The sequence below is a fragment of the Paenibacillus sp. CMM36 genome (genome assembly GCF_053570945.1).
Window position 1 is genome coordinate 317,588 of record NZ_JBSEDY010000001.1, and the last position, 15,824, is coordinate 333,411.

Sequence of the window (15,824 nt, forward strand, 5' to 3'; positions counted from 1 at the left end):
TATTGTAACCCAAGTGAGCCATGTACAAAAGCTCATTTGCATTGACGGGACGCAAAAAGCAGCCTCATAATGGAGCTAAATGATTGGAAACGGGCGGAAAGGATGAGAGGCAATGATAGAGGTTTACGGTCATGGCGGGGACAGGGAAACAGCTGCGGCGACATTTGGCGGGACTGCTGCTGATTTTGTAGATTTTAGTGCAAATATTAATCCGCTTGGTCCACCGCCTGAGGTGCTTGAGGCGCTGCAACACTCATTTGACACTGTGATTCGCTATCCAGACCCTGGGCATCGGAATTTTAAAAATATGCTCGCACGGCGACTGCATGTTCCACCGGAGTCGTTAAGTATCGGAAACGGAGCGGCTGAGAGCATGGCGCTCTTGTTATTGGGACTAGCTCCTAAGCGTGTGGGTACAGTGGAGCCGTGTTTTTCGGAATATGCCGAGCTGGCTGGCAAATTCGGAGCTGAGGTCAACCGGGTGTATGGGAAGGCCTCGCTTCAATGGAAGGCGGACGTGGAGGACATCCTTCAGCTCATGGAGCAGGTAGATGTTTTGTTCCTCGGGCAGCCGAATAATCCAAATGGCGTCCAATATAGTGAGCAGGAGCTGTGCGAGCTGGCAGAGGCGGCTGGCACAACGGGTACTGTGCTGGTGGTGGATGAAGCATTCATTGATTTTATTCCGCTGGAACGGCGAATCTCACTGCTGCCTGTGCTGGATCGCTATCCTCATGTGATTTTGATCCGGTCAATGACCAAATTTTATGCCATTCCTGGCCTACGATTGGGTTATGCGATTGCTCATCCGGACTATATCCGGCGAATGACGGCCAAACAGGTGACCTGGAGTGTGAATGGATTGGCGTTGCTGGCTGGCGAGGCGTGTTTGAGAAGTGGGCAAGCATATGAGCACCAAACACAGGAGCTGATTGCTGCGGAGCGCAACCGTCTGTTAACCGGCTTGGCGGAATGGGGCTGCGGTGTCGTTCCCGGTGAAGCCAATTACGTGCTGGCAAGGGCGCCGGGTACGTGGAGTGCATCGGCTATTCAGCAGGCGCTTGGACAACGCGGAGTTCTTATACGTAGCTGTGCTATGTATCCGGGACTGACGACGAGCCATTTTCGGATTGCGGTCAAGGATGCAGAAGCCAACGACAGGCTGCTATCTGTATTGGGTGAAGTGCTGGAGGAGGAACAGCGGCGTGACAGTTAGCTTGATTATCCTGGCAGCCTACCTTTTGGACAGGATGATCGGTGATCCGAGGTGGTTGCCGCATCCAGTCATCGGTATGGGACATGCCATTTCGGCATTGGAAAAATTGATTCGCCGCCAGGTCCGAAGTGACCGGGGGCTGAAACGTGCGGGTATACTGCTTCCACTCATTGTGGCGGGAGGCTCCTTTGCGCTCGCCTGGGCGCTGTTGCACTTGCTTGCCTGGATTCATCCGTGGTTATCTGTCGGCGCAGAAATAGTGCTGATTGCGACCACGATTGCTTCCAAAGGACTAAAGGATGCAGGAATGGCAGTCTACCGAGCGTTGCAGGCGGATGACCTGGCTGCGGCACGGCGGGAGCTGGGCATGATAGTCGGGCGGGATACGCAGCAACTTGATGAGCCTGAGATTGTACGCGGTACGGTTGAAACGGTCGCTGAAAATATCGTGGACGCGATTATTTCCCCGCTTTTTTATGCCTTGATCGGGGGAGCACCCTTGGCGCTGGCTTATCGTGCTGTGAATACGCTCGATTCCATGGTTGGCTACAAAAATGAAAAGTATCTGCATTTAGGCTGGGCTTCAGCACGTCTAGATGATGTGGCTAACTACATTCCAGCACGCCTGACAGCGGCAATGCTTGTGATAGCGGCGTTGATGTACAAACGAGATGCTGCAAGAAGCTGGCGCACAGTCAAGCGAGACGCTCGTTTGCACCCAAGTCCGAACAGTGGCTTCCCGGAATCGGCTGTTGCTGGTGCATTGGGGATTCGTCTTGGAGGATATAATGTGTATCATGGCGTGCGCTCCTTTCGTGCATACATGGGGGATTGGATACGACCGCTAGAGTCGAAAGATATACGGCATACGATCCAGCTGATGTTCGCCGTGTCCAGTATGTTTGTAGGATTGTGTTTGTTAGGAGCCGCAGGTTGTTTTGCCTTGGGATGGGTGCGGTGAGGGTGAGGAGTGACACACTGAATAATGATCGAGCAGGAAGTGACATTTCTTGAAACAAGATATAGCAGCAAAAAGGACAGTAGAATACGCACAAAGACCGAACTCACAGGAGGATAAGGTGCCGTATGATGCTAAAGAAGATCTGCATTGGGATATGGAGCTCGTGTTAGTTCGTCACGGCACAACCTTATGGAACAAGGAACGTCGATATCTGGGACACTCCGACTTAGGTTTGCTACCGGGGGCAGAGCAGGAATTAAAGCCTTTGCAGGAAAAATTGCAAGGTCAGTCCTTTGCTCGAATCTATTGCAGCGACTTAATGCGATGTCGCCAGACCTTGCAGATCATTGTGCCGGAATCAGAGTTGACGTCTGGGCGTTCCCTATCTACTATGCCTCCTATGATGGAACCATGTCTGCGAGAGCTTCATTTTGGCGAGTGGGATGGAAAAACGTATGACATGCTCAAGGATGTGTCGTTGTATCGGGCTTGGATTGATGAGCCGCAACGGATCACCCCACCTGGTGGAGAGTCTTGGACAGATTTTGTAAATCGTCTGCGCAAATTTCTTGACTCTCTGTATGAATGGCGTGTTGCTATGGAAGTTCAACCCATGGATTTGACTGCTACGTCGCCCTCTGTTTTGGTCGTTACGCATGGTGGCGTAATTCGTCAGCTAGCTTGCATGCTGATACCGGGCCATGATTTTTGGAGTCTGAATCCGAAGCCGGGAGAAGCATTAAGGATTCAATTGAGGCTGGCAGGACCGCACAATTACATAGCGGAAATGCTTCCTCATTAGGTTAGACACCAGCGGATAAAGAGGCTGTTTGGGTTGTAAGCCGCCTCATTTTAACCTATAATCATCAAGTAAAAGAACGGCTTGACTATCACTACATCAAATATCCAGCAGACGAGGTCGGCGCAGCGTGATGAAACTATGGTTTCCCTCCCTGCGCTGTTAAAAGGGAAGTCGGTGTGAATCCGGCGCGGTCCCGCCACTGTAAATGGAAACATGCCCGTTAGTCCTCTTTATATGTTACTAAGCATATGAAAGAATTTCAGGACATGTATTTTACCATAAGTCAGGATACCTGCCCGTCCGCCTGTCACCATAATCCTTCGAGGAAAGGATGACGTGTTCGCAGTGACTGTCCATGCGGAAAGAAGCTGCCGCCTGCGCACGATCTGCGCTAACGTGACCCCTGTGTCCTGATATGAGGATGCGGGGGTTTTTGATAGGAAAAAAGGCTAGATTTAGAAGATATCTGATGATGTTCAAGTAACGCTCTTAACGATTTATTTATGAAGGGGTGCAAATCATGGCAGGAAAAAAAAATAAAGGTGTGGACAACAGGTCTATTGGCTCTGATTTTGGCAGTTGTGCTGAGTGCATGTGGCGCTAATGGAAAAAATGCAGAAAATAAAGAGGGTCAGGCTTCTTCACAGCAGCCGGGACAGGCAGTAAACGCACAAGAGCCTCCGGGCAAAACGGTTTACCCGCTCACAGTTAAAGATGCAACAGGACAGGAATTTACATTCAAAAAAGCGCCGGATAAAATCGTTTCCGTCTCCCCGGCAGAAACCGAGGCGTTGTTCGCCATTGGGCTGGATAAGGAAATTGTCGGCGTCTCCGACTACTCTGATTACCCGGAAGCAGCTACGAAAAAGCCTAAAGTGGGCGGTATTATGAAACCGAACGAAGAGGCGATCATTGCTGCGAACCCGGAAGTCGTTTTTGCAGGGATATCACTTAGTGAACAGGCTACGACCAAGCTGCGCGACATGGGAATTATGATTTTTAAAACGGAACCGAAGACAGTGGAAGATGTCATGGCTAACATCGAATTGTATGGGAAAATCACCGATCATCAGAGAGAAGCAAGAGCGGTGACTGACAAGATGAGAGCAGATGTAGCAGAAGTAAAAGAAGGAATTAAAAATATCGGTAAAGGGCAGAAGCTGCGGGTATACGTCGAGTTTTCACCAGGCTGGACAGTGGGTAAAGGCGAGTTTATGGACGAGCTGATTACGTTGGCGGGCGGCGAAAATGTAGGTGCCACGCAGAAGGGGTGGTACCAAATCAGTGAGGAAAATATTATTGCTGCGAACCCTGACGTGATTTTGTACAGCAAAAGTGTCAAGGACGACAAAACGGGCCAGACGCTCGGTGATATCATTAAAGCTCGCAGTGGATGGGATCAAATATCGGCTGTTCGCCACAACCGGGTGTTTGCCGTGGATGATAATTTGATCAGTCGTCCGGGTCCACGCGTAACGGAAGGTCTCAAGGAAGTGGCCAAGGGCGTGTATCCTGAAATTTTCAAATGAACCGTAAACTGATCGGCTTTGGAGGGACAGGTCTTGTCCTGCTGTTGCTGACGCTGCTGCTCTGTCTTGGCATCGGCTCGGCCAAGCTTCCGGTCAGCCAAATCACGGGCATTCTGGTTAACCACCTACCGTGGTTAGGCGATACGTTTACACCGGATTGGAATACATCCTCAGAGCAGATTATTTTGAAGGTCAGATTGCCACGAGTGTTACTGGGAATGTTGGTAGGAGCAGCGCTGGCGCTGGCGGGAGCCGGATTTCAGGGTGTGCTGCGTAATCCTTTGGCTGATCCGTATACACTGGGGGTATCCTCGGGGGCTTCGGTAGGAGCGGCAGTACTGATTTATTGGGGCCTTCAATTTTCATTTGTTGGCATATGGACGCTGCCGCTAGTGGCATTTACGACCGGAATGCTTACGCTGTGGATGGTGCTGACGTTGGCACGGGAAGGTGGGAAAATTCCGACACAAAGTCTCATTTTGTCGGGTGTGGTGATGCAATCCTTTCTGGGAGCGGTTGTTTCCTTTCTGACAGCCATGTCGAAGGAGACGGTCAATGAAATATTGTACTGGACGATGGGAAGTCTTAGTCTGCGCGGTTGGTCATATACAGGAATCCTTTTACCTTATGTGGTCATAGGGCTGGTATTTCTATGGAACCGGGCACGTGTGCTGAATATTTTGGCTTTGGGTGAACGTCAGGCGGCGCACATGGGAGTTCATGTAGATGCGACGAAGCTATCTGTTCTGATTATTTCCACGCTGCTGACAGCAGCCGCTGTCTCGGTGTGTGGCGTGATTGGCTTTGTTGGACTCGTTGTACCGCATATCATTCGTCTGGTGACAGGTCCTGATTACCGTATGATTGTTCCATTATCTGCGCTCGGCGGAGCTGTTTTTATGGCTTGGGCAGATACGGCGGCTCGCACATTGTTAGCCCCCACAGAAATTCCTCTGGGCGTGATGACGGCCTTTGTTGGGGCACCGTTCTTCGCATATCTCCTGTACCGAAACAAGAAGCTGCGCAGGGGGGGGACTGCTGTGACAGAACAAAGTGAATCACAGAAGGTGCGTGATCGGGCATTAGAGGTAGTGGGTCTGACACGTGCCTATGGAGAGTTCCATGCTTTAAAAAATATAAGCTGGAGCGTCGACGAAGGAACTTGGTGGGGGATTATTGGTCCGAACGGCAGTGGAAAATCGACCTTGTTGCATTTGCTTTCCGGTGTAGATCAGCCAACTTCGGGAAACGTTCATATCTATGGCAAAAAGGTCGGTAGCTACAGCAGGAAAGAGCTTTCCCGACTCATAGCCGTACTCCAACAGGAAGGGCTTCCTCCCGTGGGATACACCGTCAGGGAAGTCGTAGAAATGGGACGTTTTCCCCATCAGGACTGGCTAGGCAGGGAAAAGGGTGTTGATGTGGAGGCGATCGCGGATCGCGTGCTGGAGCGATTGGGTCTTACCACGCTGGCGGACAGAGCATTAGACCGTTTGAGTGGGGGACAGCGACAGCGTGTAGCTTTGGCAAAAGTAATGGTGCAGGAGCCACGAATATTGCTGCTGGACGAGCCTACGACCTATCTGGACTTGCGCTATCAGCTTGAATTTATGGAACTGCTGGCAGATTGGCGCCAAGAAACGGGTGTGACGATCATTGCGGTCTTGCATGATCTTAACTTGACAGCCCAATTTTGCGAAGATTTGCTTGTACTCAAGGATGGAATGGTTGAAGGATTGGGAGCTTCATCGAAGTTATTAACTGAGGATCGGATTCGACGAGTATACGGTGTTGAGCCTGTGATGCTTCCGCATCCTGATAGCGGTGTGCCGCAGCTCTTGCTGCGCAGGAGCGCTTCGGATACAGCAGATTAAATAAACGATGAAACACACTTAAAAAGAGCAGGGAGTGGAAGGTATGAACGACAAGCTGCGTCAGCTGATCGATAGCATTGCCCAGCCGGATGGGGTGGCGGCCTCGGCAGCTTCAGCCCATTTGGACCAATTAACAAAGCCACCGGGAAGTCTTGGAAAGTTGGAAAGTGTGGTCATTCAGCTAGCAGGAATTACAGGAGTGGATAAGCCTGAATTCGATCGTAAAACGGTTATGGTCATGGCTGCGGATCACGGGGTGTGTGAAGAGGGAGTCAGTGCCTTTCCGGCTGAGGTTACACAGCAAATGCTGTATAACATGCTGTCAGGTGGCGCAGCAATTAATGTGCTGGCACGCCATGCGGGCGCAGATGTCAAGGTGGTAGATGTTGGCGTGAATGCGGATGTCGCTCACGCGAATCTGGTGGACCGAAAGGTACGCATGGGTACTTCGAATATAGCTAAAGGGCCAGCGATGCTGCGTACGGAAGCGGAACAGGCGATTTTGGCCGGAGCTGGAGCTGTAATAGAAGCGGTCAAAGGTGGCACACGGCTATTCGTTACTGGAGAGCTGGGCATCGGGAATACCACAGCCAGCGCTGCGGTCGTATGTGCTCTTACCGGGCTAGAGCCGGAAGTTATCGTAGGCCGGGGAACGGGTGTAAATATGGCTGGGCTTACCCGCAAAATAGCGGTTGTCTGCCGCGCATTGGACGTGAACCAGCCAGATGCAAATGATGCGCTCGACGTGCTCACTAAGGTCGGCGGTCTGGAGATTGCCGCCTTGGCAGGAGTTATCCTCGGCGCAGCCGCACATCGCTGTCCAGTCGTGTTGGACGGCTTTATTTCCGGCGCAGCTGCCCTCGCAGCGCGTGCACTTGCGCCTGCAAGCGCTGCGTACATGCTCGCTTCGCACGCCTCGGACGAGCGCGGGCACGCGGCGGTGCTCCGCGAGCTCAAGCTGGAGCCCATGCTTCATTTGGACATGCGGCTCGGGGAGGGCACAGGTGGTGCGCTTAGCTTGCACCTGATTGATGCGGCGTGCCGCATTATGCGCGAAATGGCGACCTTTGCCGATGCAGGCGTATCGGACGGTCAGGGAGCCGCGCAGCGATGAAAGCGCTCGTGACCGGCGGGGCACGCAGCGGGAAAAGCGGCTTTGCCGAGCGATTATGCATGACGCGCGCGCCTGGCGCATGCTACATTGCAACGGCGCAGGCCTACGACATGGAGATGAAGGAGCGCATCGCCCTTCATCGGGTCCAGCGCGAGTCTGCCGGGTACGACTGGCAGACGCTGGAGGAAGCGCAGGCGCTGCCGGAGCTGCTGCGACGGCTTGGCGGCGATCAAGCGTCGCAGCCATCACCCGCGCCTATGGTGTTAGTCGACTGCCTGACCCTGTGGCTGTCGAACGTGCTGCTGGCCGCAGGCGAGGACGGCGAAGCTGCGTCCAAAGTTGCCATTAATGAACTGACGGCAGCTGTGGAGCAGTATCCGGGGCAGCTTGTCATCGTGACCAACGAGGTTGGTGACGGTATTGTGCCCGAATATCCGCTGGGTCGGCTGTATCGGGATTTGAGTGGGGTTATGAATCAGCGGATTGCCCGTCTTTGTGATGAAGTATTTTTGGTGACGGCGGGTATTCCCGTAGAACTCAAACGGCTGGAATATAAGCTATGAGCCGCGAACGTCAGGCTGTTGCTGCTGCTTTTCAATTTTTAACGCGTCTTCCGGTGAAGGCGGAATTGGATTTTTCCCCGGATTTGCTTAAACGCAGTGCAAGTTATTATCCGCTGGTGGGAGTGGTCATTGGCATCATCGTCTGGGGCTTTGCGGCGCTCGCTTCTATGGTGCTGCCGCCGTTGCCGTGTGCGATTCTTACTCTTGTTGTCTGGGTTTGGTTGACGGGTGGATTGCATTTGGACGGGTGGATGGATGCAGCTGATGCCTTGTTCAGCTACCGATCCCGTGAACGGATGCTGGAGATTATGAAGGATAGCCGTGTAGGGGCAATGGGCGTTATTGCTTGCGTGTTGCTGCTCATGCTCAAGGCTTCTTTGCTATATACGGTGCTGGTTGAACGGAATGTGTCTGGCTTGCTGCTGCTTCCGATGGTTTGGAGCCGCTGGTTTATGGTACATGCGATGAAGCGCTGGCCTAAAGCCCGTAATGATGATGGACTGGCTGCGCGTTTTGCTGATATGAGTGGTGGCCGCGTAGGGTTGGCCGTATTCTGGGCAGTATTAGTGACCCTAAGTGCTGCCGTAGGACAATATCTTCTGGCAGATTTGGCTACAGCAACAAGGGGGACTGGGAATCTGTCGTTGGCAGGATCATACTTACAAACCTTGCTTTCATATTCTGAAAGCCTTCCAATCTCGATAGGTTTTGTGTTGATTCCGCTCTTGGCTTACGGTGTTGGAACCTTCACGGCAAACCGTATTAACCGCCGCTTGGGTGGACTTACGGGAGATATATACGGAACTTTAAACGAATTGCTGGAGACTGTTTTATTGTTGTTTATTGTCATTTTGTACGGGTTGTGACCAGATTTGAAATGAATTCGTTAAAGGGGAAGAGGCAATTGTCAACTTTCGAACCGTCCTGCACGAGCCCGGCAGCCGTATTGATGCTTCAAGGAACAGCGTCGGATGTGGGCAAAAGCGTGGTGACGACTGCGCTTTGCCGTATTTTTACGCAGGACGGATATCGTCCAGCACCATTTAAGTCGCAAAATATGGCGTTAAACTCTTATGTTACCGAAGACGGCAAGGAAATTGGACGCGCTCAGGGGGTGCAGGCTGAGGCCTGCGGTATTGAGGCCACGACCGACATGAATCCGATTCTGATTAAGCCGGTCAAAGATATGCACTCACAAATTGTTGTACACGGTGTACCTTATGCCTATATGAGCGCCTCCGATTACCGGAGGGATTTTTTGCCAAAAGCCAAGCAGACCGTTATGGATGCTCTGAATCGGTTGCGCGATACCTATGATATTGTCCTTATGGAAGGGGCAGGCAGCCCGGCAGAGATTAATTTGAAGGACCGCGATATCGTAAATATGAATCTGGCAGGTTGGGCGGATGCTCCAGTGTTGCTTATTTCAGATATCGACCGGGGCGGTGTTTTTGCCTCTCTCGTAGGAACTATCGAGTTGCTTGAACCCCATGAAGTACAACGTATCCGCGGATTTATCATTAACAAATTCAGAGGTGATCTGTCTCTGCTGCAACCGGGATTAGACTGGCTGGAGGAACGGACAGGCATTCCTGTACTCGGTGTATTGCCCTATCTACCAGACATTCGCATTGAAGCAGAGGATTCGGTAGTACTGGATAAGAAGCCCAAGCAATCTGCAAAGGATAAAGAACTGGATATTGCAGTGATACGATATCCGCGGATTTCCAATTTTACGGACACGGATGCTCTGGCCGCAGAGCCGGATGTGAGTGTTCGTTATGTCACAGAAGCCGGACAGTTGGGCGTACCGGACGCCATTATCTTACCAGGGACCAAAGACACCATTGGAGACCTGCTGGAATTGCGTGAGAGAGGTCTGGAGAAAGACATTCGGCAGGCTATGAATACCGGATGCACACAGCTAGTTGGCATTTGTGGAGGTTACCAGATGCTGGGTACAGCGCTAGTTGATTCCGAAGCCGTCGAATCTGGGTTGCCGCAGCAGGCAGAGGGGTTAGGTTGGCTGGCTCTGTCCACGACCTTTTTGAAGGAAAAGCAAACCGTACGCGTACAAGGAACCCTGTCTAATCATTGTCCGCTTTTGCTTGGCACTGCGCCTGATTCGGGTTATGCCTCCAAGCCAAGTATTGAAGGTTATGAAATACATATGGGCGTTACGGAGTATGTTACGGAACCATACGCACCTACAGGTAGAACTTTAAACCTAAGCGAAATGAAAAGGTTATTCCATATCCGGCGTGGCGAAGGAACAGCTTTTGAGGAAGGCTGGGGTACGACAGACGGTAAAGTATGGGGAACCTATTTGCACGGTGTGTTTGATAATGACCGTTTTCGCCGATGCTGGCTGGATGGATTGCGACAAGCCAAGGGCTTGGCACCTTTAGAAAGCACTTTTACTGTACGTGAAGCCAAGGAACGAGAGTTTGACCGTGTCGCAGAGGTGGTTCGGGCTCATTTAGATATGGAGCAAATTTATCGTATGATGGGAATGAATTCATAAACTTCATAAAATGATTATTTAAATCGCTCTTAAAAATAAAGAGGTATCTCTACAGCCATTTTCATGACTGAGAGATACCTCTCTTTATTCAGGATTTTGCAAAATCCTCTATGGTATCGGCTTACGTAATTTTAAATTTTTGGACAGCCTTTTGCAGCTCGGTTGCTTGTTTGCTTAATTGGCGAACAACCTCGCTGTGGCTTTCCATTTCATTCAGTTGCTCATCGGCATTTAAACCGATTTCCTGAATCATATGCTGTGCATTGGCAGCGATGAGAGCTGTCTCTTCCACGGAAGCAGATACTTCTTCCGAGCTGGCGGATACTTGTTCCGTTGCTGCAGATACCGTTTGAATCGTAGCATTGATCTTTTGCATAAGCTCACTTAGCTGGTTAAAGGCTGAGCTCGCTTGTTGAACCATTTCCGTTCCCGAATGAATTTCACGGCTCACCTGGGTCACAGAGTCCACAGATTGTTGCGATACTTCTTGAATGGTAACCAAATAGTCGGAAATTTCTTGTGTGGCTTCTTTAGATTGCTCCGCAAGCTTGCGCACTTCTCCGGCTACTACGGCGAAGCCCCGTCCATGTTCGCCCGCACGGGCAGCTTCAATGGAGGCATTCAGGGACAACATTTGAATTTGCTTCGTGATATCGAAAATAGCCGAAACGATACTGCCAATGGCTTCTGAGCGCTCATTCATACTATGGATGTATCGAAGCGATTCATCGGCAGCATGTCCTACCTGTGACATTTGAGCTACAGCTTTTTGAGCGAGCGTAGTACCGTTAACCGTTTCTTTTGTCGCTTCACTGATTTGATCGGATACATCATTGGCAGAGGAGGCGATGTGCTGAACACCTTGAGCGATTTCCTCCATAGCCTGCGCATTTTCAGCAGCAGCTGTAGCTATGCTGGTACTGCCCTTTGCTATTTCCTCTGCGGCAACTGTAGAATCCTGGACTTTTACACTCATAGCCTCAGTCCGACGAAGCAGCTCGTCCGATCCTCCAACAACCGCACCAGATGTAGAAAGCACATGGCCGATCATTTCTTTTAAGTTATGAGACATCGATTGGAAGCTGCGGGCAAGTTGCGCAATTTCATTGACGCCATGAACCTTCGCTTCTTGTGAAAGATCACCTTGAGCAATTTTTTCGCTATGACGAACCAATTCAGCAATGGGTTTTACAACTTTACGTATCACGAGGGTAGAAATAATTCCGCCCAGCAGGAGTGTTGCCACTGTAATACCTATGCAAATCCATAGAATTTGTTGGGATTTTTCTTGTACGAATCCAACATCTTCGTTCACGCCCAGAACTAAATTACTACCCGATATAGCAAAGAAGGCGGTTTTGTGTACTCCGTACGAATCGCTATAAATTTCACTGATATTCATCTCGCCTTGTTTTGCTTTTTTTACATCCTCTACAGGAATGAGTGCATCCTTGACCTTGTATACTGATTTTACATTCCGTGCGACGACTTCGGCTTTACCATCCTTCACTACCGCGATATATGCCGATTCTAATTTGAGGGTATCGACTTTGTCCTGCAGATAGGATTCCATCTGTATAGCGGAGCCGGAATCAGAACCGCTTCCTTGCCCGGCCTGAACAGCTAAGGAAATATTGAGATCCTGATATACATTTTTAGCTCCAATTTCTAGTAATTGGTCTACCTGAGGCATGACACTGTTATTAATGATACTCATGGATATTGCATAGAAACTGATGCTGAACAAAAGGGATGCAAAGAGCTGAATCAGCAAAAACATAATTCGTAATTTCGCGCCAATGGAACGATTAAAACTCTTCATGAAAATTCTCCTCTCACATGATGGTAATAAAGTCAGACGAATTCCCCTGCTTGATGTAGGCCGCTTGTCCAATAAGATGCTAGACACGCCATGATCTACTTGTTTTCCTCTCCTTGCTTGAAGAAAAGACTGAAAATGTTCGGATTCTATGTATATTTCAGCTGTATTCAAGGAACAAGAATGTGAAAGGGAAGTAATCCATGATTTACTAAAAAGTAGGTTAGACCTATTTTACATAATTAACAGGCGGTTGAATAGTCATATTTGCCCAAAAACAAACAAAAAATATATAACTATGGTCTTAGGTGTTTAGATGTAAGTTTGATGTAAATTATCAGGTGCATAAAAACGAATAGATTACTCCTTCTATAAAACTATTGTAAAAAAGAAGTAATATAAGTAGCATAAGGAATACCGCTTTTACGACAATATTCTTCTAAGCTTGGTTTGGTAAGTTCGAAAGTGGTCTTCAATATACATATAAAAGGGGAAAAGGTAGTTATGAATGGGGATTTACTTTCCAAAGAAATGATTTCGCAGGTCAGAGGAGAAGATGAACTAGAGCCAACTTCCGGCAGTAACAGAACTGCTACAGGGGGAAATCCGATAAGTCGTCTATTAGATTATGTATCAGGCGTATTCACTCCGATCTTGCCGGCAATGATTGGGGCAGGAATGATCAAGGTAATTATATTAGTTTTAATGTCCTTCGGTTTATTGTTGTCTGATCCGCAGGTATATACTATTTTAATGGCTATCAGCGATGGGGTGTATTACTTTCTACCTATTTTTGTTGCGGCAAGTGCGGCAAGAAGGCTGCGCAGCAATGTATTTGTTGTGGCAGCCATCGCAGTATCCGTATTCCATCCCCAACTAACAAGTTTATTCCAGTCAAGTGAGGAGGTACGTTTTGCCGGTCTGTCAGTTATAGACCCACAAGCTGCTTCATCTATAGTACTCATACTTGTTGTCGTTTGGATAGCATCGTGTGTCGAAAGATGGTTAGACAGGTATACCCCTTATTCACTTAAATTATTGGTTGTCCCGACTTTGACACTGATACTCACTATACCTTTGATGGTGTTCGCTTTCGGACCACTGTGGAGTTATCTCGGCCAATATGTATCGGATGGACTAGGCTGGTTGTTTGACAATGCAGGAATATTTACAGGGCTGTTGCTCGGAGGTGCGATGTCTTGGCTTATTATTGCAGGCATGCAATATATAATGCTACCGATTATGATCAGCTCGCTTACAACATTGGGTTACGACCATATTTTTCCCGTGGTCATTGCAGCGGCTTTCGCTCAGGCTGGCGCAACATTTGGCGTATGTGTTAAATCCAAAAATCCCAAAGTCAAAACGCTGGCTGCGTCCACAGGTTTGTTAGCCATGCTGGGAATCATTGAACCGGCCATGTATGGTGTCAATATCCGTTTCAAAAAACCGTTAATAGCAGTTATGATTGGTGGAGCCGTTGGTGGGGCTTGTATGTGTTTGTTTGAAACAGAGCTTACTGCTATTGGTACGTCTGCTGGGCTGCTCAGCTTACCTTTATTTTCTGAACCCACGCTTGTGTACGGTATTGTGGGTATACTGATTTCGTTTGTTACGGCTGGCGTAATTACGTATTTTATGGGCTTTGTGGATGAGAAAGATGAACATTCGCAAGTAGCATCTACATCTGGCATGAATGCTTCTCCGAACTCGGTTATGGAAAAGAGCCCCGGCAGCTAAGTTGAATACATGTCGTTCTGTTCAGGACAAAAAAACAGCAAGCCTTCATCTTACGAAGGCTTGCTGTTTGTCATTTTGATAAATCTAAGGCAGAAGCAGATTTATTATTTTTATTTCAATAAAACCTACAAAAATAGTTGGCTTTGTGATATAGTAATCTTCGGATTGAAGGGTCACTTTAGAAAACATCTTACGTTTAAGTTTGGAGGAAATGATATATGGATACCTTCTTTATTATTTTGAATGTCATCGTGCTGCTTGCACTGCTCGGCGTGTTGGTCTGGATGCAGAAAAAGCATATCTCCTTTACAAAAAGGGTATTTGCCGCACTTGGCTTCGGACTGATCTACGGGGCTATTCTACAATATGCCTATGGGGCAGGCTCAGAGGTCATTACAAAATCAGTTGATTGGTTCAACCTCGCAGGTAATGGTTATGTCCGTTTGCTGCAAATGGTCGTTATTCCGCTTATCATGGTGTCGATTATTTCGGCTATTATGAATTTGAAGGGAAGACAGAACCTTGGCAAAATCAGCGTGTCCATTATTGCAGTACTACTGATTACAACGGCAATTGCTGCTTCAGTGAGTATTGTAACCAGTCTGTCATTTGATTTAAAGGCCATTGAGATTCAAGGTGGAGAAAAGGAACAAGCACAGGGCTTGAAGATGGAAGAGCGCCTTGGAACAGTTCAGGACATGACCATTCCACAACAGGTGCTGGAATTTATTCCTTCAAATCCTTTTGAGGATATGACGGGAGCACGTCGTACGTCGACGCTGGCGGTGGTTATTTTCTCGGCCTTTATCGGGGTGGCTGTGCTCGGATTGGATCGTAAAAAACCGGAACAGGCGCAAACCTTCCGTAAAGTGATCGATGCAGTGTACGCTGTAGTGATGCGGATTGTAACGTTGGTGCTGAGATTGACACCTTACGGTATTTTAGCACTGATCACTAAAGTAGTAGCTACGACCAATCCAGATGAAATTTTGAAGCTAATCAAGTTTGTACTCGCTTCTTATGTGGCTTTGTTGGTCATGTTTATCATTCATCTTATTTTGCTGGCCTTGTTCGGCTATAATCCGGTGACGTATGTGAAAAAGGTATTGCCTACACTGGTTTTTGCTTTTACTTCTCGTTCCAGTGCGGCGACCATTCCGTTAAATGTTGAAACGCAAACGAAAAAGCTGGGTGTGTCCGACGGCATCGCGAATCTGTCTGCGACCTTGGGAGCGACTATTGGGCAAAACGGCTGTGCTGGTATTTATCCGGCGATGCTGGCGGTTATGATTGCTCCAACCGTGGGTATTGATCCAACGAGCTGGGATTTTATCCTCACGCTTATTCTAGTCGTTACGGTCAGCTCGTTCGGCGTGGCGGGTGTAGGCGGTGGTGCCACTTTCGCTTCCCTGATCGTGCTTTCCACCATGAATCTTCCAGTGGCATTGGCAGGATTGCTCATCTCAGTCGAACCGTTGATTGATATGGGTCGCACAGCGTTAAATGTCAATGATTCTATTACCGCAGGTCTCATTTCAGGCAAGGTGCTCAAAGAGAACGATCAAGACGTGTTCAACAATCAAGGTATGGATTTGGATGCAACGTCGCACTCTTAAGTAAAAGATAGACAAGATGGTGTAAACTACAGTCTCATATCGCATCTATCGCATATGTAACACATG

At 48.9% G+C, this 15,824-nt stretch carries 12 protein-coding genes, 1 pseudogene and 1 riboswitch; of the genes and pseudogenes, 12 read left to right on the plus strand and 1 reads right to left on the minus strand.

The window, feature by feature from the left end; genetic code table 11:
* Positions 1-112 precede the first annotated feature (112 nt).
* From cobD to ACWA2B_RS01680, 10 genes and pseudogenes are all read left to right on the plus strand, one after another.
* Positions 113-1,216, plus strand: a complete 1,104-nt coding sequence (gene cobD / locus ACWA2B_RS01635; RefSeq protein WP_165181812.1) for a threonine-phosphate decarboxylase CobD — start codon at positions 113-115, stop codon at positions 1,214-1,216.
* On the plus strand, positions 1,206-2,177 hold the full coding sequence (gene cbiB, locus ACWA2B_RS01640) for an adenosylcobinamide-phosphate synthase CbiB (protein ID WP_165144928.1): 972 nt from the start codon (positions 1,206-1,208) through the stop codon (positions 2,175-2,177). The genes cobD and cbiB overlap by 11 nt, the downstream gene beginning before the upstream one ends.
* 49 nt (positions 2,178-2,226) lie before the next feature.
* Positions 2,227-2,979 carry a histidine phosphatase family protein gene (locus tag ACWA2B_RS01645; RefSeq protein ID WP_029516388.1) on the plus strand — a complete coding sequence of 251 codons (753 nt, stop codon included), beginning with the start codon at positions 2,227-2,229 and terminating at the stop codon, positions 2,977-2,979.
* Between the two features lie 122 nt (positions 2,980-3,101).
* Positions 3,102-3,293, plus strand: a riboswitch (cobalamin riboswitch).
* Between the two features lie 189 nt (positions 3,294-3,482).
* Positions 3,483-4,508, plus strand: a complete 1,026-nt coding sequence (locus ACWA2B_RS01650; protein WP_449291630.1) for an ABC transporter substrate-binding protein — start codon at positions 3,483-3,485, stop codon at positions 4,506-4,508.
* Positions 4,505-5,539: pseudogene (locus ACWA2B_RS01655) on the plus strand (FecCD family ABC transporter permease); the annotation flags it as partial. The gene ACWA2B_RS01650 and the pseudogene ACWA2B_RS01655, both read left to right, overlap by 4 nt.
* 9 nt (positions 5,540-5,548) lie before the next feature.
* Positions 5,549-6,382 carry an ABC transporter ATP-binding protein gene (locus ACWA2B_RS01660; protein WP_029516391.1) on the plus strand — a complete coding sequence of 278 codons (834 nt, stop codon included), beginning with the start codon at positions 5,549-5,551 and terminating at the stop codon, positions 6,380-6,382.
* A gap of 43 nt (positions 6,383-6,425) precedes the next feature.
* Positions 6,426-7,496, plus strand: a complete 1,071-nt coding sequence (cobT, locus tag ACWA2B_RS01665) for a nicotinate-nucleotide--dimethylbenzimidazole phosphoribosyltransferase (RefSeq protein ID WP_029516392.1) — start codon at positions 6,426-6,428, stop codon at positions 7,494-7,496.
* Complete coding sequence (gene cobU / locus ACWA2B_RS01670; RefSeq protein WP_029516393.1) at positions 7,493-8,059, plus strand: bifunctional adenosylcobinamide kinase/adenosylcobinamide-phosphate guanylyltransferase; 567 nt, start codon at positions 7,493-7,495, stop codon at positions 8,057-8,059. Before cobT ends, cobU begins: the two co-directional genes overlap by 4 nt.
* Positions 8,056-8,925 carry an adenosylcobinamide-GDP ribazoletransferase gene (cobS, locus tag ACWA2B_RS01675; protein ID WP_029516394.1) on the plus strand — a complete coding sequence of 290 codons (870 nt, stop codon included), beginning with the start codon at positions 8,056-8,058 and terminating at the stop codon, positions 8,923-8,925. Before cobU ends, cobS begins: the two co-directional genes overlap by 4 nt.
* 38 nt (positions 8,926-8,963) lie before the next feature.
* Complete coding sequence (locus tag ACWA2B_RS01680) at positions 8,964-10,583, plus strand: cobyric acid synthase (protein ID WP_449291631.1); 1,620 nt, start codon at positions 8,964-8,966, stop codon at positions 10,581-10,583.
* 121 nt (positions 10,584-10,704) lie between these two features.
* Here ACWA2B_RS01680 and ACWA2B_RS01685 read toward each other — a convergent pair whose 3' ends face one another.
* Positions 10,705-12,405 (minus strand): methyl-accepting chemotaxis protein, encoded by a 1,701-nt coding sequence (locus tag ACWA2B_RS01685; RefSeq protein WP_318626855.1) that lies wholly within the window; start codon positions 12,403-12,405, stop codon positions 10,705-10,707.
* Between the two features lie 501 nt (positions 12,406-12,906).
* Between ACWA2B_RS01685 and ACWA2B_RS01690 the strand changes: the two genes are divergently transcribed.
* Entirely contained in the window at positions 12,907-14,142 is a 1,236-nt protein-coding gene (locus tag ACWA2B_RS01690; protein ID WP_449291632.1) for a PTS transporter subunit EIIC, read from the plus strand.
* A gap of 218 nt (positions 14,143-14,360) precedes the next feature.
* Positions 14,361-15,758 (plus strand): L-cystine transporter, encoded by a 1,398-nt coding sequence (locus ACWA2B_RS01695; protein ID WP_341071807.1) that lies wholly within the window; start codon positions 14,361-14,363, stop codon positions 15,756-15,758.
* Positions 15,759-15,824 lie beyond the last annotated feature (66 nt).

Excerpts from the sequence above, each read along its gene's own strand:
- cobS (WP_029516394.1), top strand. The coding sequence starts at position 8,056 with ATGAGCCGCGAACGTCAGGCTGTTGCTGCTGCTTTTCAATTTTTAACG.
- cobT (WP_029516392.1), top strand. The coding sequence starts at position 6,426 with ATGAACGACAAGCTGCGTCAGCTGATCGATAGCATTGCCCAGCCGGAT.
- cobD (WP_165181812.1), top strand. The coding sequence starts at position 113 with ATGATAGAGGTTTACGGTCATGGCGGGGACAGGGAAACAGCTGCGGCG.
- cobU (WP_029516393.1), top strand. The coding sequence starts at position 7,493 with ATGAAAGCGCTCGTGACCGGCGGGGCACGCAGCGGGAAAAGCGGCTTT.
- ACWA2B_RS01690 (WP_449291632.1), top strand. The coding sequence starts at position 12,907 with ATGAATGGGGATTTACTTTCCAAAGAAATGATTTCGCAGGTCAGAGGA.
- ACWA2B_RS01650 (WP_449291630.1), top strand. The coding sequence starts at position 3,483 with ATGAAGGGGTGCAAATCATGGCAGGAAAAAAAAATAAAGGTGTGGACA.
- ACWA2B_RS01695 (WP_341071807.1), top strand. The coding sequence starts at position 14,361 with ATGGATACCTTCTTTATTATTTTGAATGTCATCGTGCTGCTTGCACTG.
- ACWA2B_RS01685 (WP_318626855.1), bottom strand. The coding sequence starts at position 12,405 with ATGAAGAGTTTTAATCGTTCCATTGGCGCGAAATTACGAATTATGTTT.